This is a genomic window from Streptomyces halobius, assembly GCF_023277745.1.
Taxonomy (GTDB): Bacteria; Actinomycetota; Actinomycetes; order Streptomycetales; family Streptomycetaceae; genus Streptomyces; species Streptomyces halobius.
In genome coordinates this window covers 1653256-1672716 of sequence record NZ_CP086322.1, presented here as the reverse complement: position 1 = coordinate 1672716, position 19461 = coordinate 1653256, and the positions used below count along the sequence as shown (strand labels likewise).

At 72.3% G+C, this 19461-nt stretch carries 14 protein-coding genes and 1 tRNA gene; 10 read left to right on the top strand and 5 right to left on the bottom strand.

Annotated elements, in window-relative coordinates:
• Window positions 1–35 precede the first annotated feature (35 nt).
• The 3 genes from K9S39_RS07995 (at window position 36) to K9S39_RS07985 (ending at window position 5072) form a co-directional block, all read left to right on the top strand.
• Entirely contained in the window at window positions 36–1934 is a 1899-nt protein-coding gene (locus tag K9S39_RS07995; RefSeq protein WP_248868651.1) for a Xaa-Pro dipeptidyl-peptidase, read from the top strand.
• Between the two features lie 88 nt (window positions 1935–2022).
• Window positions 2023–3300 (top strand): M14 family metallopeptidase, encoded by a 1278-nt coding sequence (locus K9S39_RS07990; RefSeq protein ID WP_248868650.1) that lies wholly within the window; start codon window positions 2023–2025, stop codon window positions 3298–3300.
• Between the two features lie 29 nt (window positions 3301–3329).
• Complete coding sequence (locus tag K9S39_RS07985; RefSeq protein WP_406707888.1) at window positions 3330–5072, top strand: BCCT family transporter; 1743 nt, start codon at window positions 3330–3332, stop codon at window positions 5070–5072.
• 61 nt (window positions 5073–5133) lie between these two features.
• Here the strand turns inward: K9S39_RS07985 and K9S39_RS07980 are convergent, their stop codons facing one another.
• The gene (locus tag K9S39_RS07980; protein WP_248862627.1) at window positions 5134–6213 is read right to left on the bottom strand and encodes an FAD-dependent oxidoreductase; all 1080 of its coding nucleotides are present in this window, start codon (window positions 6211–6213) and stop codon (window positions 5134–5136) included.
• Window positions 6214–6290: 77 nt separating this feature from the next.
• Between K9S39_RS07980 and K9S39_RS07975 the strand changes: the two genes are divergently transcribed.
• Both K9S39_RS07975 and K9S39_RS07970 read left to right on the top strand, forming a co-directional pair.
• Window positions 6291–7331 (top strand): oxidoreductase, encoded by a 1041-nt coding sequence (locus tag K9S39_RS07975; protein ID WP_248862626.1) that lies wholly within the window; start codon window positions 6291–6293, stop codon window positions 7329–7331.
• Between the two features lie 416 nt (window positions 7332–7747).
• A complete protein-coding gene (locus K9S39_RS07970) occupies window positions 7748–9844 on the top strand; it encodes an FUSC family protein (RefSeq protein ID WP_248862625.1) in 2097 nt (698 codons plus the stop codon).
• Between the two features lie 244 nt (window positions 9845–10088).
• On the opposite strand, the gene K9S39_RS07965 is transcribed toward K9S39_RS07970, so the two are convergent.
• Both K9S39_RS07965 and K9S39_RS07960 read right to left on the bottom strand, forming a co-directional pair.
• On the bottom strand, window positions 10089–12542 hold the full coding sequence (locus K9S39_RS07965) for a Tex family protein (protein WP_248862624.1): 2454 nt from the start codon (window positions 12540–12542) through the stop codon (window positions 10089–10091).
• Window positions 12543–12669: 127 nt separating this feature from the next.
• The gene (locus tag K9S39_RS07960) at window positions 12670–13542 is read right to left on the bottom strand and encodes an SCO6745 family protein (RefSeq protein ID WP_248862623.1); all 873 of its coding nucleotides are present in this window, start codon (window positions 13540–13542) and stop codon (window positions 12670–12672) included.
• A gap of 159 nt (window positions 13543–13701) precedes the next feature.
• On the opposite strand from K9S39_RS07960, the gene K9S39_RS07955 reads away from it, so the two are divergent.
• Both K9S39_RS07955 and K9S39_RS07950 read left to right on the top strand, forming a co-directional pair.
• Entirely contained in the window at window positions 13702–14664 is a 963-nt protein-coding gene (locus K9S39_RS07955; RefSeq protein ID WP_248862622.1) for a GlxA family transcriptional regulator, read from the top strand.
• Window positions 14665–14764: 100 nt separating this feature from the next.
• On the top strand, window positions 14765–15406 hold the full coding sequence (locus K9S39_RS07950; protein ID WP_248862621.1) for a DJ-1/PfpI family protein: 642 nt from the start codon (window positions 14765–14767) through the stop codon (window positions 15404–15406).
• A gap of 16 nt (window positions 15407–15422) precedes the next feature.
• Here the strand turns inward: K9S39_RS07950 and K9S39_RS07945 are convergent, their stop codons facing one another.
• On the bottom strand, window positions 15423–16193 hold the full coding sequence (locus tag K9S39_RS07945; protein ID WP_248862620.1) for an enoyl-CoA hydratase/isomerase family protein: 771 nt from the start codon (window positions 16191–16193) through the stop codon (window positions 15423–15425).
• 55 nt (window positions 16194–16248) lie between these two features.
• On the opposite strand from K9S39_RS07945, the gene K9S39_RS07940 reads away from it, so the two are divergent.
• The 3 genes from K9S39_RS07940 to K9S39_RS07930 all read left to right on the top strand — a co-directional run bounded on the left by K9S39_RS07940 (window position 16249) and on the right by K9S39_RS07930 (window position 18807).
• Complete coding sequence (locus K9S39_RS07940; protein WP_248862619.1) at window positions 16249–17898, top strand: ABC-F family ATP-binding cassette domain-containing protein; 1650 nt, start codon at window positions 16249–16251, stop codon at window positions 17896–17898.
• A gap of 77 nt (window positions 17899–17975) precedes the next feature.
• Window positions 17976–18049, top strand: a tRNA-Met gene (locus K9S39_RS07935).
• 266 nt (window positions 18050–18315) lie between these two features.
• Window positions 18316–18807: an ATP-binding protein gene (locus K9S39_RS07930; RefSeq protein ID WP_248862618.1), complete on the top strand. Its 492-nt coding sequence runs from the start codon at window positions 18316–18318 to the stop codon at window positions 18805–18807.
• Here the strand turns inward: K9S39_RS07930 and idi are convergent.
• A complete protein-coding gene (gene idi, locus K9S39_RS07925; RefSeq protein WP_248862617.1) occupies window positions 18782–19393 on the bottom strand; it encodes an isopentenyl-diphosphate Delta-isomerase in 612 nt (203 codons plus the stop codon). The two genes, K9S39_RS07930 and idi, sit on opposite strands and share 26 nt — an antisense overlap.
• Window positions 19394–19461: the final 68 nt, after the last annotated feature.

The following is a 19461-nucleotide window of genomic DNA, read 5'->3' as shown; positions in this document are numbered from 1 at the left end:
GGAAAGCGCTCGTGGTGGCGGCCGTCGTCGCCCTGATGTCCGCCCTGACCGGGCCCGTCGCCGCGCAGCCGGGATTCGGCGAGAGCAGACCCGTCTACTCCTACGACCGCGCGATACGCGAAGCGGTCTGGGTGGACACCGGGCTCGACGGCGACACGGACGGGAGGACCGACCGGGTCGCCGTCGACATTGTGCGGCCGCACGAACCCGCGCAGCAGGGCCGCCGGATACCCGTGATCATGGACGCCAGCCCGTACTACTCCTGCTGCGGACGCGGCAACGAGAGCCAGAAGAAGACCTACGACGCGCAGGGCCGGCCGGTCCAGTTCCCGCTGTTCTACGACAACTTCTTCGTCCCCCGCGGCTATGCGACCGTCCTCGTCGACCTGGCGGGCACCAGCCGCTCGGACGGCTGTGTCGACGTCGGCGGACGCTCCGACATCCGGTCGGCGAAGGCCGTCGTCGACTGGCTCAACGGCCGGGGCCGCGCCTACAGCACCCGTACGGGAGGACGGCCCGTCACCGCCGACTGGTCCGACGGCAGTACCGGCATGATCGGCAAGAGCTGGGACGGCACCATCGCCAACGGCGTCGCGGCCACCGGCGTCAAGGGGCTCAAGACCGTCGTCCCCATCGCCGCCATCTCCTCCTGGTACGACTACTACTTCGCCAAGGGCGCCCCGCTCTACGAAGGCGGCCCCGACGCCCTCGCCCACCGGGTCGAAAGCGCGGACGCGCAACGGAGCTGCGACGCCGTCCAGCAGAGGCTCGTCGAGGGCGCCCCGCGCAGCGGCGACTGGACGGACCTGTGGGCCGAGCGTGACTACGTCCCCGACGCGGGCAAGGTCCGCGCCAGCGTCCTCATGGTCCACGGCATGCAGGACCTCAACGTCCGTACGAAGCACTTCGGCCAGTGGTGGGACGCCCTGGCCCGGCACGGCGTCGAGCGCAAGATCTGGCTCTCCCAGACCGGTCATGTGGACCCCTTCGACTTCCGCCGGGCCGACTGGGTGAAGACCCTCCACCAGTGGTTCGACCACTATCTGATGGGATATGACAACGGCATCGAACGCACCCCGATGGCGGACGTCGAACGCGCCCCCGACACCTGGTCGACCGACGCCCGGTGGCCCGCGCCCGGCACCGCGGCCACCACACTGCGGCCACGCGACGGGACCACACCGGGCGTCGGCGTCCTGGGCACCGAGCCCGCGCCGCAGGGCACGACCGAGACCTTCACGGACGACCCGAGGCTCAGCGAGGCCGACTGGGCCGCCCATATCGACCAACCGACGCCCGCCAAGGCCGGATTCCGCACCGGGCCGCTGAGCGCGCCCCTGCGGCTGTCCGGCTCCGGCACGGTGACCGTGACCGCCACCCCGACCACCTCGACCGCCCATCTCTCCGCCGTCCTGGTGGACCTCGGCCCCGACACCATCCGCGACTACGCGGCCGACGGCGAGGGCATCACCACCCTCGACGAGCGCACCTGCTGGGGCGCCGGCACAACGGGCGACACCGGGTGCTTCAGGGAGACCGCCGCGGACACTCGGAAGGTGGCGCACTCCGTCTTCGCCCGCGGCTGGGCCGACCTCGGTAACCACGCCGATCCCCACCAGGGCCGCCCGCTCACCCCGGGCAAGCCCTACACCATCACGCTGGACCTGACCGCCGCCGACCACGTCGTGCCCGCCGGACACCGCCTGGCGCTCATCGTGGCCGGAACCGACGCGGGCCTGATCGAACCGCCGCCCTCCCGGCCGCGGCTCACCCTCGATCTGGCCCGTACGTCCGCCGAACTGCCGCTGACCGGCGGCGCTCCGGCCCTCGCGCGGGCCACGGCGGACGCGTCGCGCCATGCGGGTGGCACGGGAGCGCCGCTGGAGGGGATCGCCCCGCCGCGCTCGATCAGCCATCTACCGTTCGGACGTTGATCACTCGACCCAGGAGGCACCCGTGACACTTCGCTCCCGCGGTCCTGTCCTGGGGGCGCTGGCCGTCGCCCTCACGGCCACGCTCGCCATGGGCCCGGCCCCGTCCACCGGCGCGGCCGGCGGCCACCCGCCCCGTACCGGCTTCGAGACCAGCGACGGCGCCCGCTGGACCAGCCTGCCCGAGGAGCAGGACTTCCTCGCGGCCGTCGACCACGCCACACCGCGGGTACGGGTCGACCGGATCGGCGTCACCCAGCAGGGCCGCCCCGTGCAGCTCGCCCGGATCGGTGCCCCGGCCCCGGAGCGCCCCCAGGACGTACGGCGCGGCAGCTCCGTGCTGCTGATCTGTTCCCAGCACGGCGACGAGCCCTCCGGGCGCGAGGCATGTCTGACCACCATCCGCGATCTCGCCTACGCCAGGGACCGGGCCACCCGGCGCTTCCTGGAACACACCAGCGTGCTGGTCGTCCCGACCGCCAATCCCGACGGCCGGGCCGCGGACACCCGTGAGAACGCCAACGGCGCGGACATCAACCGCGACCACCTCTCCCTGAAGACCGCCGAGGCCCGCGCGATGGCCGCGGTCATCCGTGACTACCGCCCCGACACCATCTACGACCTGCACGAGTACGGTCCCACGGTGCCGTACTATAGGAAGGATGTGCTGTCCCTGTGGCCGCGCAACCTCAACACGGCGGACGCGGTGCACCGCGAAGCCACGGCGCTGTCCCGGGACTTCGTCGGGCCCGCCGTCCAGAAGGCGGGCTACAGCACGGGCGTCTACGGCATCTGGACCGACCCGGAGACCGGTGACCCCATCAAGCAGGTGGCGGGCGACGGCCAGGAACGGATCCTGCGCAACACCGCGGGCGTGAAGGGTTCGGTCGGTCTGCTCGTCGAAACCCGTGTCGACCCCCTCACCGACGCCGAGAAGGCCGACCCCGCGCTCAACAACCGGCGCCGGGTGCACTCACAACAGGCGGCGCTGGACGGCGCCCTCGCCTTCCTCGACGAGCATCGCCACCGCGTCGAAGCTGCCACGACCTGGGCGCGGCTCGCCGGATTCGCCGACCGGGGCCCGGTCTACCTCGGCGGCGCGGACAACGATCCCGCCTCCGAGGAGCAGACACTGGCCGACCCGCCCTGCGCCTATCGCCTCGACGCCGCACAACTCGCCCGGACCAAGGGGGCGCTGGCACTGCACGGAGTGTCCTGGAAGCGGGACGGAGACGGCGCCGTGATCCCCCTGCGCCAGTCGCTGCGCGGCCTGGTGCCGCTGTTGTTGGACGGGCGGGCCGGTTATCGCCTTACGGCCGCGGCCCCGGTGCGGGTCTGCCGCGGTGTGGTAGGAGGGGGTAACGGGTAGGGGAAATCGTCAATTGAAAGGTCAAGACGTTGTCGCCCACAGCCAAGGGCACGGGAGACGGAGGTGGCGCGTCCGCCACGGCGGACCGACCCGACGACTCCCACCGGGCCAGGCCCCCACAGACCGACCGCGTGGTGTTCGGCGTCACCGCGCTGCTGACGCTCGCGTTCATCGCATGGGGCGTCACCTCCACCGCATCGCTCAAGAACGTATCGACCACGATGCTGAACTGGGTGATCGACAACGGCGGCTGGGCCTTTGTACTCGCCGCCTCCGGCTTTGTGATCTTCGCGATCTGGCTGGCCGTCAGCAAGTACGGGCGGATCATCCTCGGCAAGGAGGGCGAGCGACCCGAATTCCGTACGGTGTCCTGGATCGCGATGATGTTCAGCGCCGGCATGGGCATCGGCCTGATGTTCTTCGGCGTCAGTGAGCCGCTGGGGCACTTCATGAGGCCGCCACCGGGCACCGACCCCCAGGACGCCGCCCAGGCCATGGACACGGCGATGGCCACCACGCTGTTCCACTGGTCGCTGCATCCCTGGGCCATCTACGCGGTCGTGGGGCTGGCCATCGCGTACAGCTGCTTCCGGCGGGGGAGGCGGCAGACGATCGCCTCGGTGCTCACCCCACTGCTCGGCAAGCGGCGGGTGAACGGCTGGGGCGGCCGGATCATCGACATCCTGGCCATCTTCGCCACCCTCTTCGGCTCCGCGGCCTCCCTGGGGCTCGGCGCGCTGCAGATCGGCGGCGGTATCGAGGTGCTGGGCTGGATGGACAGCGTCAGCACCGCCCTGCTGGTCGGCGTGATCGCCGTGCTGACCACCGCGTTCATCCTGTCCGCGGTCTCCGGCGTCGCCAGGGGCATCCAGTACCTGTCCAACACCAACATGGTGCTGGCGCTGATACTGGCGGTGTTCGTGTTCGTGGTCGGCCCGACCATCCTCGTCCTCAACCTGCTGCCGACCTCCGTCGCGTCGTTCATCGGCGAGCTGCCGCAGCTGGCCGGCCGTACCGAGGCCAGCGGCGGTGAAGGCGCGGCCGACTGGCTGCGCACCTGGACCGTCTTCTACTGGGCGTGGTGGATCTCCTGGACGCCCTTCGTGGGCATGTTCATCGCCAGGATCAGCCGCGGCCGGACGATCCGTCAGTTCATCGGCGGCGTCATCCTCGTACCGAGCGTGGTCAGTCTGGTGTGGTTCTCGGTGTTCGGCGGCTCCGCGATGAAGCTGCAGGACGACAGGCAGCTCAGCGGGTCCACGACCCCCGAAGGCCAGCTCTTCGACGTGCTGAATCAGTACCCGATCGCGACCGTCACCAGCGTCCTGGTGATGATCCTGGTCGCCATCTTCTTCGTCTCCGGGGCCGATGCCGCGTCCGTCGTCATGGGCACCCTGTCGCAGCGGGGAACCTTTGATCCGACCCGGATCGTGGTGATCTTCTGGGGTGTGGCGACCGGTGGGGTCGCCGCGATCATGCTGCTGATCGGCGGTGGATCCGGCGACGCCCTGACCGGATTGCAGAATCTGACGATCCTGGTCTCGGTGCCGTTCCTGTTCGTGATGGTCATCATGTGCTGGGCGCTCGTGCGGGATCTGCGCAGCGATGAGCTGGTCGAGCGCGGCCAGAAGGGCGAGGAAGCCGTCGAGATGGCCGTCATCACGGGCCATGAGCAGTACGACGGCGACTTCGAGTTCCAGATCGGCCCGGGGACGGGGGGTGAAGCCTCCGGCGCCACGGCCGTCCCGGAGGACACCGACGGCGGGAAGTAGCGGCGACACCCTCACGGCGGAGGGCCGGGCCGCCCCGGCCCTCCGCCGTCCGTCGGGCCACTCAGGACCGTTCCGACCCTGACCCGTCGGACAGTCCCGAGGCCGCCCGCACCATCCGGACCACTTCGTCCGCGCACCCCCACGCCACGGTGACTCCCGCACCGCCGTGCCCGTAGTTGTGGACGCACAGCGCCCCGCCGGACAGCCACTCCGACGTCAGCCGCACCGCCGGGCGGGCCGGCCGCAGCCCCACCGTGTGCCGGAGCACCCGGGCCCGCGCCAGCTCCGGGAAGTGCCGGGCGCAGCGCGCCACGATCGCCTCCGCCACCGCCGGGTCCGGCTCCAGCGACCAGACGTCGTCGTACGCCGTACCACCGAGGACCACGCCGTACGGCTGCGGCAGGACGTAGGCCGTGGTCGCCGAGCCCTCGTCCGCGGCGACGAACCACTCCTCGATGCCGGGATTCTCCACGATCACCAACTGCCCCTGGACCGGGTGTACGTCAGGATCCGGCACCAGATCCCGCGCAGCCAGTCCGGTGCAGTTCACGACCACCGCGGCCTCCTGGCCCGCCTCCTCCAGAGAGGCGACCGTCCGCCGCGCCACCCTGCCCCCGGCGCCCGCCAGCCGCCGCTCCAGATAGCGGAGATGGGCCGGCATGTCGACGAGCGGGGTACGGGCCCGCCATCCGGAGGCGCACCCCGGGGGGAGCTCGTCCGGGCGCGCCCGGTGCAGGCCGGGAACGGCGCGGTACCACGCGGGCAGGGGGTCACCACCGCCCATGGCGGCCCCTCCTGCCGCTCCCGTTCCTCCTGTTCCCGCTTCTGCCGCCGGCCCGTTCGCCGCGTCCGTCATCGCGTCCGCCATCGTGCCCGTCACCATGCGGGAGCCGGTCTCCTCCGGCCGCCCGGCCAGACCGGCGAGCACCTCGAAGGTACGCACGGACCAGCGCACCGCCCCCTCGTACGGGTGGATGCGATAGGGCCAGCACAGCGCGCCGGCCACCGCCGATGTCGTCTCCGCGGCCGCGTCCCGGCTCACCAACCGCACCCGGAACCCGTCCTCCGCCAACGCGATCGCCGAGGTCAGGCCGATCACACCGCCACCGATCACCAGAACGTCACGCACATCACTCGTCATGACGGGACGTTAACCCCTGGTGCGCATGGGCACGAGGGAGCGTTCTGGGCACACCCCCTGCGGGGAATACTCGGGACATGTCTGCGGAACCTGCGGAATACGCGACCTTCGGGCTGGCGCCGGCCATGCGCCCCGGTGGTGTGCTGCCCACCGGTGCCTATGAAACCCACCGGGACTTTCTGGACTTCAGCATCAACGGCAAGCCGCTGCTGCTGCGCCTCGCCGACCTCGACGCGGTCTCGCCGCTCGCCGCCGACCTGGGCCCCTCACTCTTCGCCGCGCAGGTGCGGCGGCTTCTGCTGGAGGACGCCGGCCCGGTGCCGGACAGCGGACGCCGGGTCATCTACGGCTGCCCCGAGTGCGAAGGGCCGGCCTGCGGCGCCGTCACCGCGGTCGTCGAACGCGACGGCGCCGACTTCGTCTGGCGCGACTTCGCCTGGCAGACGGACGACACCGTGGACCTGAGACGCAACGGCTATACGGGAATCGGGCCGTTCCGCTTCGAGGGCGCGCAGTACCGGGCCGCGCTGGAACAACTGCTGGCATCCGGCGCCGAAGGCCCGGCGCGGCCCGCTCTCCGGGTCCTGCTCATCGGACGGCGCGCCGCCGCACTGACGAAGCTGGCCGCCGCGCTGCGCGGCACCGGCATCGGTGCGGAGATCACCCGTGACGTGGCCGACGCCGCACCGGACGAACTCCGCTCCTACGGTGCGGTGGCCCTCGGCCGCGGGATGGGGGAGACCGGACGCGCGGCGGTACGGCAGGCGTTCGCGGACGCCGGATCGACGGCCGTCCTCGTCGACGGCCTCGCGCCGATCGTCCCCTTGGCCGTCGCGCAGATCGAACAGGCGCTGGACCGCTGCCCGCAGGACGAACGCCGGCTGCTGCGGCTCGACACGGAACGCGGCACGGCCGTGCTGACCGTCGCCACGCCCTGCCGGGTCCGGCTGACCGGATATCGCCTCGACCGGCTCTGCCGCACCCGTACGACCGAGCTCTTCGACGGCCAACTGGAGGCGGGACGCCATGTGTTCGGGCTGAAAGGGATGACGGGGGAGGGGTATGTGGTGGCGCGGACTACGGGGGGCGTGCGCTGCGTTCGGCTTGAGCCGACATGATTGTCCGCTGCGCTTTGCCTGAGCCCCACGTTGTCGGCTGTCCCGCCTTGCACCTGCGGTGGGCTGTTGCCGCTGCGCGGGACTGTTCGGCAGCGGCGCCGGACCTCCGGACTCCGTTCTGCGGACCAGCACCTCCCGAGGGAGTGGGGAGAAAACCAGTTGGGGGCAGACGTCGGCGGTCAGGTGCGACCTGTCGGCACGATCACTTAGGCTTGACAGATCACATGAGCCCCCACCGGCCCTATTCCCCCACCGTCGGGAGGTGACGGGCCGCAGGACGGAGTCCGGAGGCCCGTCACCGCACCCGAACAACCCACGCCCGCCGCAGGCGCAACGGCGAAACACCCCACGGCGGGACAGCCGACAACGTGGGGCGCCGGCCCGCCGCAGGCGAAACCACAACGGCGGGAAGCCGAATGCGACGAGCAAGTAGGTCGGTCCAGGCAAAGCGCAGCCTGCCATCGTGGCTCGCCCATCCGTTCCGCTGGCAGCGGCTGCCCGTCCCGTGGGCGGCCGTCGCGCGCGGTGCCTTGGGCGCCGGGCCGCTGCTCGGTGCGGGGATCGCGACCGGCCACCCGGCGGCCGGCGTGCTGGCCGGGCTCGGTGCGATGCTGGCGGGCGTCAACGACCGCCTCGGGACGCGTCGCACCGGGATCGTCCACATCGGCCTGCCCGCCCTCGCCGCGGCGCTCGGCATGCTGATCGGCGCCTCGCTCCAGGCGGCCGACGCGGGCTGGTGGATCGTTCCGGCGCTGTTCGCCGTCGGCTTCGTCTCCGGCGCGGGCAGCGTGGCCGGGCCCGTACGCTCCACCGCGGGCATGCAGATGCTGGCCGCCACCATCCTGGGTGCGGGTATGCCGCTGCCGGGCGCGCCCTGGGCCAAGGCGCTCTATGTCCTCGCCGGATGTCTGTGGCTGCTTCTGCTGCGCCTTGTGCTGCGTTCACCGCGTCCTGTGGGCGGTGCGCTCAGTGGCGAGCGGGCGGCGGTCGCCACGGTCTTCGACGCGCTCGCCGACGCCCTGGGCGCGGTCGGCGGGCCGGGTGCCGAGCCCGCCAGACGACGGCTGACCGCCGCGCTGGACCGGGCGGACGAGGCCCTGCGGCTGCACCGTCTGACCAGTCGGCTGCTGCGTCGCCGCCCCCGTACGGAGGAGCTCCTGCTCGCCGAGCGGTTCGCCGCGGCGACGACGCTGTGCGAGGCCAGCGTCGCGCTCCTGTGGGAGGCCCGTCCACTGCCGCCCCGCGTCGCGGAGAGCCCTCGGCGGTTCGCCGATGCGCTGCGCACCGGACGCCCTCCGGGACGGCTGTCCGCCCCGGAGGCCAGTTCGGCCGCGCGCGGCGCCTTCGACCAGGCACTTCTCGATGCCGCGGTGGCCTTCGCGCGGCCCGAGCCGCTGTCCCGGCCTTATCCCGCGGCCAGCGTGGCTTCGATGCGTAGCGCCGCTTCGGCACCTGGCGCTGCTACGGGGGCGGTGGCGCCGCGACCCGGCCCGGGAGCGCCGTCGTCATCGCCGTCCCACCGTCCCGCCTGGGTGTCCATGGCCCGCCGGGCGCTGGACGTCGTCAGCCGGCCGACGCGGCGCGGGCGGAGCGTTCTCGGCCCCGCCGGACGGGACTACGGCCTACGGGTCGCCGTCTGCATCGCCGCGAGCGTCGCGGTGGCCCTGCTGCTGCGCGCCGAGCACTGGTACTGGCTCCCGGCCACCGCCACCTTCCTGGTCAAGCCCGACCTGGGCCCGCTCTTCTCCCGTACGGTCAACCGCTTCGTCGGCACCGTCGCCGGGGTGCTGCTCTTCGCCGGGGCCGGGCCGCTGCTGACCGGCTCGTGGTGGCCGGTGCTGGCCGCTGGGGCGGGCGGCACGCTACTGCCGTTCGCCACCCGCCACTTCGCGCTGCAGACCGTCGCGATCACCCTGATGGTGCTGTCGTTCGTCCACGTCAGCGGCGATCCGCAGGCCGCCGCCGAGCGGATCGTCGACACCTCGATCGCCTGCGGCATCGTGCTCGTCGTCGGCCATCTGCCACGGCTCGCGGACCCGCGCCGCCGCATCGGCCAGCGTGTGACCGCGGCCCTCCGCGCCGCCGCACGCTTCCTCCGCCACGTCCTGGAGTCGGAACCGGGCCAGGACCCCACCGAGCGGCTGGCGTTGCGCCGGGCCGCCTACCGGGCGCTGGGCGAGGCACGCACCGCGGCGGAGACCGCCGCGGCCGAACTCCTCACCGCCCGCGACCGCGACACCGACTGGCTGTCCGTCATCACCGCGTCCGAACGCATCGTGGACGCCGCGACCGCCTGCGCCGTACGCCTCGATCACGGTGCCCGACACCCGAGCCCCGACGACGCGCGACGGCTGTGCCAGGCGCTGTCCGCCATGGCCGACGCCCTGGAGGACCCGCGCCGCCGGGCCACCGGCACACCCGCTCCGGAGCTACGGCCGGTACCCGACTGCGCCACGCTCACCGACGTGGCCGCCGAACTGGAGCGCCTCCGGGGGTACGCGGGCGCGACCTGACACCGGGAACGCCCGGTGCGATCTCCGGCATGCCCGTACGTAGCGCAGGGGCAGTCGCGACCGCCTTCGCCATTCCGGCCGCGCAGGATCTCGCGCGCCTCGGACGGGGCGACCGCCCGCTCCGCCCGTCCCCCGCGGCGCAGGCCGAGCCGGTCGGGTACCCGCTCGGCCTGCGCCGCGTCGATCAGCCCCGGCGGCAGCGAGAGATGCTCCCGCTACCGCCGACCGCCGTCGGGGTACGGCATCAGCGGCCGCCACGCTCCTTGCCCAGCAGCCCGGCCCGCCGCAGAGCGTCGGCCATCGCGTCGTTGACCGGCCCGGCATCGCGGCCGCCACGCCGGTCCGCGCCGCGCCGGTCCGCGCCGCGCGGCCCGCCGCCGCCCTGCCGCGGCCGGGGCGCGCCACCACGGCCGCCCTCGCGCGGTCCGCCGCCGTTGCCGCCCCGCCGCTCACCGCCGCGCCGCTCGCCGCCGCCCGCCGAGGCGCCCTTGCCGTGCTCGTCGTCCAGCCGCAGCGTCAGCGAGATCCGCTTCCGCGGAATGTCCACGTCGAGCACCTTGACCCGCACGATGTCGCCCGGCTTCACCACGTCCCGCGGATCCTTGACGAACGTCTTCGACATCGCCGAGACATGCACCAGACCGTCCTGATGGACGCCCACGTCCACGAACGCCCCGAAGGCGGCGACATTGGTCACCACACCCTCCAGGAGCATCCCCGGCTGCAGATCGCCGATCTTCTCCACGCCCTCCTTGAAGGTCGCGGTCCTGAACTCCGGGCGCGGGTCGCGGCCCGGCTTCTCCAGCTCCTGAAGGATGTCGTTCACCGTCGGCAGACCGAAGGAGTCATCGACGAAATCGGCGGCCTTCAGGGTGCGCAGCACCGAAGCGTTGCCGATCAGCGAACCGACGTCGCCCCCCGCCGACTTCACCATCCGACGCACCACCGGGTACGCCTCCGGGTGCACGCTGGAGGCGTCCAGCGGGTCGTCGCCACCACGGATCCGCAGGAAGCCCGCGCACTGCTCGTACGCCTTCGGGCCGAGCCGCGACACCTCCTTGAGGGCCTTGCGGGAGCGGAACGGGCCGTTGCCGTCCCGGTGCGCCACGATGTTCTCCGCCAGGCCCGAGCCGATGCCCGATACGCGGGAAAGCAGGGGCGCGGACGCGGTGTTGACGTCGACACCGACACCGTTCACACAGTCCTCGACCACCGCGTCCAGGGAGCGCGACAGCTTCACCTCGGACAGATCGTGCTGGTACTGCCCGACCCCGATCGACTTCGGGTCGATCTTGACCAGCTCGGCCAGCGGGTCCTGCAGCCGGCGCGCGATGGACACCGCACCGCGCAGCGACACATCCAGGCCGGGCAGCTCCTGCGAGGCGAACGCGGAGGCGGAGTACACGGAGGCGCCCGCCTCGGACACCATCACCTTCGTCAGCTTCAGCTCGGGCTGCGCGGCGATCAGATCGGCCGCCAGCTTGTCGGTCTCCCGGGAGGCGGTGCCGTTGCCGATCGCGATCAGCTCCACCTCGTGCTCGCGCGCCAGCCGCGCCAGCGTGGCCAGCGAAGCGTCCCACTTCTGCTGCGGCACATGCGGATAAATCGTTTCCGTGGCGGCCACCTTGCCCGTGGCGTCCACGACCGCGACCTTCACCCCCGTACGGAAACCGGGGTCGAGGCCCATCGTCGCGCGCGTCCCGGCGGGCGCCGCCAGCAGCAGGTCACGCAGGTTCGATGCGAAGACCCGCACCGCCTCGTCCTCGGCGGCCTGCCGCAGCCGCAGCCGCAGATCGATCCCGAGGTGCACCTGCACCCGGGTGCGCCACGCCCAGCGGACGGTGTCCAGGAGCCACGTGTCGGCGGGCCGCCCACGGTCGGCGATGCCGAACTTCCGGGCGATGGACTGCTCGTAGGAGCTGGGCCCCTCGGTGGCCGCCGACGGGTCCTCCGGCTCCAGCGTGAGATCGAGGATCTCCTCCTTCTCACCGCGGAACATCGCCAGCACCCGGTGCGAGGGCAGCTCGGTGAACGGCTCGGCGAAGTCGAAGTAGTCGGCGAACTTGGCGCCGGCCTCCTCCTTGCCCTCCCGCACCTTCGCCCCGACCCGCCCCCGCGACCACATCCGCTCGCGCAGCTCGCCGATCAGATCCGCGTCCTCGCTGAACCGCTCGGTCAGGATGGCCCGCGCGCCCTCCAGGGCGGCGGCCGTATCGGCGACCCCCTTGTCGGCGTCGACAAAGGCCGCGGCGGCCGCGAGCGGCTCCACCGACGGATCGCCCAGCAGCCCCTCGGCCAGCGGCTCCAGGCCGGCCTCCCGCGCGATCTGCGCCTTGGTGCGCCGCTTGGGCTTGAACGGGAGATAGATGTCCTCCAGCCGCGCCTTGGACTCGGCGCCGCGGATCCGCGCCTCCAGGGCGGCGTCCAGCTTGCCCTGGGAACGTACGGACTCCAGGATCGCGGTCCGCCGCTCCTCCAGCTCCCGTAGATAGCGCAGCCGCTCCTCCAACGAGCGCAGCTGCGTATCGTCGAGCATCTCGGTCGCTTCCTTGCGGTAGCGCGCGATGAACGGAACCGTCGAGCCGCCGTCGAGCAGTTCGACCGCGGCCTTCACCTGCCGCTCCTTGACGCCGAGCTCCCCGGCGATCCTCGCTTCGATGGACCCGAGGGCCCCGATGGGCTCAGTGGATGCCGTCACGTTGATCCTGACCCGCCTTCCAGCGCTTGCTTGAGCCTGCATTGTGCAGGGTGGCGGGCCGGGCTGTCGCACCGCCCGGCCGGTGGGCCGGGATGTGAGAAGCCGCACGCACACCCCGGCCCACGGCTCAGCCCTTGCCGAACAGCGCCGCCGGGAAGGCCCCGGCGTCCATCGCGGCCGTGGTGAACCCGGCCGCCAGCTCGGTGAGCCGGGCCACGCCCTCGGCGCCCAAGTGCTCGTACGGAGCCCGGTCCAGCCGGTCCGTGGCGGTCTCCAGATCCTTGCGGAGCTGTATGCCGGTTTCGGTCAACTCGCCCTCGGCGTCCAGGAGGCCGCGGCCGCGCAGCCGGTCCTGCGCCGCCGCCCACTGCTCCTCCGACCAGCCACGGGTCGTCATGACGCCGTGGTAGCTCATACCGCGCCCGGTGGCGTGGTGGGAGACCAGCGCCTCCAGACCGTCCAGTTCGGCGTCCAAAAGCGCCAGCAGGTGGCCGTCGCCGCGGTGTTCCCGCAGCAGCGTCGTGGCGTGCCAGTACGCCAGGTGCGGCACGTCGGGCACCGGCAGATCGGCGTGCGCGGCGAACAGCGGCCGGGCGTGTCGGGTGCAGCCCTCGGTGGCGCGCAGCGCCAGCTCCGCCGCCTCCGCCATCTCCGGGGACGCCACGGCCTCGTCACCGAGCAGCCGGCGCAGGGCGGCGTCGGCCGCGCGCAGCCGCGCCTCCAGGACGGCCTCGGGCGTGGTCACGGACCAGATGTGCGGGACGTGGCGCGCGATGAGCTCGTGGTTGAAGTTGTAGAAGGTCGCCGTGATGGTGCCGGGGCCCACCGCGCCCATGGCCGCGCTCCGGGCGGCGAAGTATCCGGCGCTGCGGTTCTCCAGGCCCACCGTGGCGAGCTCGGCCGCGAACTCCGGCGCGAAGTAGTGCGTCGAGTGGAAGGGGTTCACGACGTTGTGACAGTGCCGGCCGGCCAGCGCGGGCAGTGTGCTCGAAGAGGTCATGCCGGCATGTTACCGACCGCTTGGTATGGGAGTGGGGTGAGGTCCGGTACGCCCCGGTCGGGCCGTGTCCGGACGGCCGCGATGCGGGTCGGCCGGATGGCGGTAAAGGTGGGATATTCGTCATTGCCGCCACCACCGCGCCCGCCCAGGATGAGCGGCATGGAACAGCGCGATGTGCTGGTCGTTCTCTTCGACGGCCTCCAGAGCCTCGATGTGACCGGACCGGTCGAGGTCTTCGCCGGCGCGGACAACGGCCTCCCCAGGGCCTATCGGATCCGCACCGCGAGCCTGGAGGGCGGCCCGGTCCGCACCTCCAGCGGTCTGACGCTCGCCCCGGACCTCGCGCTCGCCGACGCGGCGCCGCACACCCTCCTGGTGCCGGGCGGCAACGGGACCAGGGACCCCGATCCGCGGCTCATCGACTGGCTGCGGACGAACGCCCCCAGCGCGCGCCGGAAGGTCTCGGTGTGCAGCGGTGCGCTGCTGCTGGCCGAGGCCGGGCTGTTGGACGGCCGCCGCGCGACGACCCACTGGATGCTGTGCGACGCGTTCGCCGAGCGCTACCCCGCCGTCCATGTAGACCCGGAGCCGATATACGTACGGGACGGCGACCTGGCGACCTCAGCGGGCGTCACGGCGGGCATCGATCTCGCGCTGGCGCTGGTCGAGGAGGACCTGGGCCGGGACCTGGCGCTGTCCATCGCCCGCCATCTGGTCGTCTTTCTGCGGCGGCCGGGCAACCAGACCCAGTTCAGCGCCCAGCTCGCCGCCCAGACCGCGGAGCGCCGGCCGCTGCGCGACGTCCAGCAGTCGATCTCCGAGAACCCCGCGGCGGATCTGTCCGTCGACGCCCTCGCCGTCCGCGCCGGCCTCTCCCCACGGCACTTCGCCCGCGCATTCCGCGACGAGGTCGGTATGACACCGGGGCGCTATGTCGACCGCGTACGGCTGGAGGCCGCCCGGCGCCGTCTGGAAGACACCGTCGACGGCATCGCGCAGGTCGCACGCCGCTGCGGCACTCCCGAGGCGATGCGCCGCGCTTTCGTCAAGGCGCTCGGCGCCGCCCCGGCCGAATACCGCCGCCGCTTCCAGCCGGTGCCGCCTGCCCATCCGGGCGGCTGACCCGCGCCGACCCGCTCTCCCCGCCCTCTCGCCACACGACCACCGGTACACGACTACCGGCACATCACCACCGTCACACGACTACCGACAGGAACCCACCTTGCAGATCGCGATCCTCCTCTACGACCGCTTCACCACCCTGGACGCCGTCGGCCCCTACGACACCCTCAGCCGCATCCCCGGCGCCGAGACCGTGTTCGTCGGCGAGCGCACCGGCACGTACCGCAACGACGTCGGCTCGCTCGGGATGGTCGCCGACGCCCCGCTGTCCGACGTCACCGCGCCGGACATCCTCGTCGTACCGGGCGGTCCCGGCCCGCTCGCGCTCATGGAGGACGGCCCGCTGCATGAGTGGCTCCGCGCCGTGGACGCCCGCACCACCTGGACCACCTCGGTGTGCACCGGCTCGCTGATACTGGGCGCCGCGGGCCTCCTCAAGGGCCGCCGGGCCACCTCCCATTGGGCGGCGCTGGACCAGCTGCCCGGCCTCGGCGCCGAGCCGACCGGGGAGCGGGTGGTCTTCGACGGCAAGTACGTGACGGCGGCCGGCGTCTCGTCCGGCATCGACATGGGCCTGGCGCTGGCCGGCCGGATCGCCGGGGACGAGGTGGCCCAGGCGATCCAGCTCGGCATCGAGTACGACCCGCGGCCGCCGTACGACGCGGGCTCCCCGGACAAGGCGCCGGCCGAGATCACCGCGATGATACGGGAGGGCCGCTTCCCGCTGGCCGGGGAGGAGTAGACCGCTCCCGTTCCCGTCAGCCCGCAGGCCAGGTGAAGCGCGGTGCCCGGCGCTCCAGGAAGGCGGCGGCACCCTCGGCGGTGTCGCCGCTCTCGCGCGCCTGCGCGGCCCAGTACGCGCTCCGCTCCTCGGCCTCCCGCAGCGGTACGTCCCACGCCCCGTCGGCCAGTTCCTTCGCCGCGTTCTGCGTCACCAGTGACCGGCTCGCCAGGACGGCCGTGAACTCCGCCACCCGCTTGCCCAGTTCGCCCTCGGGCAGCACCTCGTCCACCAGACCGGTGCGCAGCGCCCGCGCACAGTCGATCAACTCCCCGGAGAACAGCAGGTACTTGGCGGCCGACGGCCCGATCAGCCGGACCAGCCGACGGGTCGCGGACGCCGGATAGACGACGCCCAGCTTCGCCGGCGTCACCCCGAACAGCGCGCCCTCCTCCGCGAACCGCAGATCGCAGGCGCCCGCCAACTGGGCGCCGCCGCCCACGCAGTAGCCGCGTATCGCCGCCAGCGTCGGCCCGGGGAAGGCCGCCAGCGCCTCCTCGGCCGCCACCGCCAGGCCCTGCGACTCACCCGCCGCGTCCCGCAGCGATCCGATGTCCGCACCGGCGCAGAAGGTCCCGCCCTCGCCGGTCAGCACCAGGGACCGTACGGCACCATCGCCCGCCAGCCGCTCCAGCAGGGGCGGCAGGGCCCGCCACATCCGCACCGTCATCGCGTTCCGCTTCTCGGGATTGATGATCGTGACGGTCGCCGTGCCGTCGCTGATACGCGTGTTCAGAGCCGGTTCCATGCCTCGGATATTAGAGCGACCGGCGCCGGCCCCGCCGGATACGATCAGCGGTCTGATGTCTGCAACCCTTGTCGCCAAAGAGCTCGCCGCCGGTCACGGCGAGCGTGTCCTGTTCTCCGGTCTCGATCTCGTCGTCGCGCCCGGCGATGTGATCGGCCTCGTCGGCGCCAACGGCGCGGGCAAGTCCACCCTGCTGCGACTGCTGGCCGGGCTGGACACCCCGGAGGAGGGCAAGCTCGCGCTCAACCCGCCCACCGCCACCGTCGGCCACCTCCCTCAGGAACCCGACCGCCGCCCCGGGGAATCCGTACGCGCCTTCCTCGCCCGGCGCACGGGCGTGGCCGAAGCCCAGCGCGCCCTGGACGCCGCCACCCGGGCGCTGGTCGACGAACGGCCCGGGGCGGACGACGCCTACGCCACCGCCCTGGAGCGCTGGCTCGCGCTGGGCGCCGCGGACCTCGACGAGCGCGCCGAGGAGACCGCCGCCCAGCTCGGCCTCGATATCGGCCTCGACCAGCCGATGACCTCCCTCTCCGGTGGACAGGCCGCCCGCGCCTCGCTTGCCTCGCTGCTGCTCTCCCGCTACGACGTCTTCCTGCTGGACGAGCCCACCAACGATCTCGACCTGGACGGCCTGCAACGGCTGGAATCCTTTGTCACCGGGCTGCGTTCCGGCACGGTCCTGGTCAGCCACGACCGCGAGTTCCTGACCCGTACTGTCAACCGCGTCGTGGAACTCGACCTCGCCCAGCAGCAGGTCAACACCTATGGCGGCGGCTACACCTCGTACCTGGAGGAGCGTGAGCGGGCCCGGCTGCACGCGCGCGAGCAGTACGAGGAATACGCCGACACCCGGGCCGCCCTGGAGGCCCGGGCGCACACCCAGCGCAATTGGATGGAGAAGGGCGTCAAGAACGCCCGCCGCAAGGCCACCGACAACGACAAGATCGCCCGCAAGGGCCGGGTGGAGGCCACCGAGAAGCAGGCCGCCAAGGCCAAGCAGACCCAGCGCCTGATCGAGCGGCTGGACGCCAGCGCCGTGGCGGAGCCCCGCAAGGAGTGGGAGCTGCGGATGGAGATCGCCGCGGCGCCCCGGGCCGGCGCCGTGGTGGCCACTCTGCGCGGCGCCGAGGTCCGGCGCGGCGGCTTCCGCCTCGGCCCGGTGGACCTGCAGATCGACTGGGCGGACCGGGTCACCATCACGGGCCCCAACGGCTCCGGGAAGTCCACCCTGCTCGCCGCGCTCCTCGGCCGGCTGCCGCTGGACGCGGGGCAGGCGTCGCTCGGCCCCGGTGTGGTGGTCGGCGAGATCGACCAGGCGCGCGGCGCGTTCCTGGGGGACGAGCCGCTGATGGACGCCTTCCGGGCCTCCGTACCGGACATGCCGCCCGCCGACGTCCGCACCCTGCTGGCGAAATTCGGCCTGAAGGCGGCTCATGTGCTGCGCCCGGCGAGCACGCTGTCGCCGGGGGAGCGCACCCGCGCCGCGCTGGCGCTCCTCCAGGGCCGCGGGGTCAACCTCCTCGTCCTGGACGAGCCGACCAACCACCTCGACCTGCCGGCCATCGAACAGCTGGAGTCCGCGCTCGCCTCGTACACCGGCACCCTGCTGCTGGTCACGCACGACCGGCGGATGCTGGACGCGGTGCACACCACACGGCGGATCGAGGCCGACGGCGGGCGGATCACCGACCGCGCGGTGTGAGGACGGCGGGTCGCGGCGCCCGCTGGGCCAATCGATTTGGCCATCCGGCGGGCGGCCCGTAAGGTGGTGTTCACCGACGCGGGGTGGAGCAGCTCGGTAGCTCGCTGGGCTCATAACCCAGAGGTCGCAGGTTCAAATCCTGTCCCCGCTACTCAGATGGCACAGCAGGCCCGGTGTTCAGGCACCGGGCCTGCTGTGCTGTGCGTCACCGCCCCGTGCGTCCGCCGCGTCGATCTCATGGCGCGTACCGTACGGTGACCACTTCGGTGCATACCGTAAGCAAGGAAATAAAGCGGGCAGAAAAAGTCGGCAGGACGGCTAATTCGCACAGAATTGCTCATAAGGCGTCGATAGATGCTGACTTGTGTTCAGCAGGCCGGTACGGACCAACACATTCTCAACACTCGTCCTGTGAGGATGCCTTCCGGACCCCCCGCAGAACCACCCGAGGAGCTGACCTCCCCGCTCGCGTACGAAGGTGTGTGGCGGTTCACCGCCCCGGCGCTGGAGTCGTCGGTGCCGCAGGCGCGCCACGCGGTCCGGGATCTCCTCGACGAACAGCGCGTGCCCGTGGCCGACGACATCATGGACGGCCTGCTGCTGATCGTCTCCGAACTCGTCACCAACGCCGTACGGCACGCCGCCCTGCTCTCACCCCAGATCGCCGTACAGCTCACCATCGGGCCGAACTGGCTGCGCATCGCCGTCGAGGACAGCCACCCCTACCGCCCCAAGGCGCTGGAGGCGGACCAGGGCGACGTCGGCGGCCGGGGCCTGTGGCTGGTCAAGACGCTCACCGCGGAGGTGGGCGGCAAATGCGATGTCGAGCACACCGCCAACGGCGGCAAGGCCATCTGGGCCGAACTGCCGCTGGTCCCGCTCGCTACCAGCCCGCCGCATTCCCGGTGAGCTCGCGGACCGCCGGGCGTGCCGCGTCCAGCACGGTCATGAACCACGCGGAGAACGGCACCTTCGCGTGCCGCTCGGCCAGCTCCCCGGGCGTCACGAACGCGATCTCGCAGATCTCCTCCGGATCCGGTGCGGGCTCGGCCCGCACCAGCCCCACGAACAGGTGGTTGTACTCCTGCTCCACGAGCCCGGAGGCCGGATCGGGGTGGCGGTAACGGACCGTGCCGGCCTCGGCGAGCAGCGCCGGCGCCAGGCCCAGCTCCTCGGCGGTACGACGGGCCGCGGCCGCGAACGGCGTCTCCCCCGGATACGGGTGGCCGCAGCAGGTGTTGGACCACACACCGGGGGAGTGGTACTTCGACTGCGCCCGGCGCTGCAACAGCAGCCGGCCTTTCTCGTCGAAGAGGAAGACCGAGAACGCCCGGTGCAGCTGCCCGGGGGGCCGATGCGCGGCGAGCTTCTCCGCGGTGCCGATCGTCGTACCGTCCTCGTCGACCAGCTCCAGCATGATCGGTTCGGCGGCGCCGTCCGGTGAGCTCACCGCGGCGGTCCCGGCGGTCTGTCCGTTGGCAGGTGTGATCGGCATGCCCATCCTTGTCGTCGGTCTACGACGCCAAGTCTGCCCTAGTCACGCGCGCATCAGTGGCAGAGCGG

Bases quoted from the DNA above. Each gene is read 5' to 3' on its own strand.
- K9S39_RS07960 (WP_248862623.1), bottom strand. From the start codon at position 13,542: ATGACCTCTTCGAGCACACTGCCCGCGCTGGCCGGCCGGCACTGTCAC.
- K9S39_RS07955 (WP_248862622.1), top strand. From the start codon at position 13,702: ATGGAACAGCGCGATGTGCTGGTCGTTCTCTTCGACGGCCTCCAGAGC.
- idi (WP_248862617.1), bottom strand. From the start codon at position 19,393: ATGCCGATCACACCTGCCAACGGACAGACCGCCGGGACCGCCGCGGTG.
- K9S39_RS07940 (WP_248862619.1), top strand. From the start codon at position 16,249: ATGTCTGCAACCCTTGTCGCCAAAGAGCTCGCCGCCGGTCACGGCGAG.
- K9S39_RS07995 (WP_248868651.1), top strand. From the start codon at position 36: ATGTCCGCCCTGACCGGGCCCGTCGCCGCGCAGCCGGGATTCGGCGAG.
- K9S39_RS07970 (WP_248862625.1), top strand. From the start codon at position 7,748: ATGCGACGAGCAAGTAGGTCGGTCCAGGCAAAGCGCAGCCTGCCATCG.
- K9S39_RS07975 (WP_248862626.1), top strand. From the start codon at position 6,291: ATGTCTGCGGAACCTGCGGAATACGCGACCTTCGGGCTGGCGCCGGCC.
- K9S39_RS07930 (WP_248862618.1), top strand. From the start codon at position 18,316: ATGCCTTCCGGACCCCCCGCAGAACCACCCGAGGAGCTGACCTCCCCG.
- K9S39_RS07980 (WP_248862627.1), bottom strand. From the start codon at position 6,213: ATGACGAGTGATGTGCGTGACGTTCTGGTGATCGGTGGCGGTGTGATC.
- K9S39_RS07990 (WP_248868650.1), top strand. From the start codon at position 2,023: ATGGGCCCGGCCCCGTCCACCGGCGCGGCCGGCGGCCACCCGCCCCGT.
- K9S39_RS07945 (WP_248862620.1), bottom strand. From the start codon at position 16,193: ATGGAACCGGCTCTGAACACGCGTATCAGCGACGGCACGGCGACCGTC.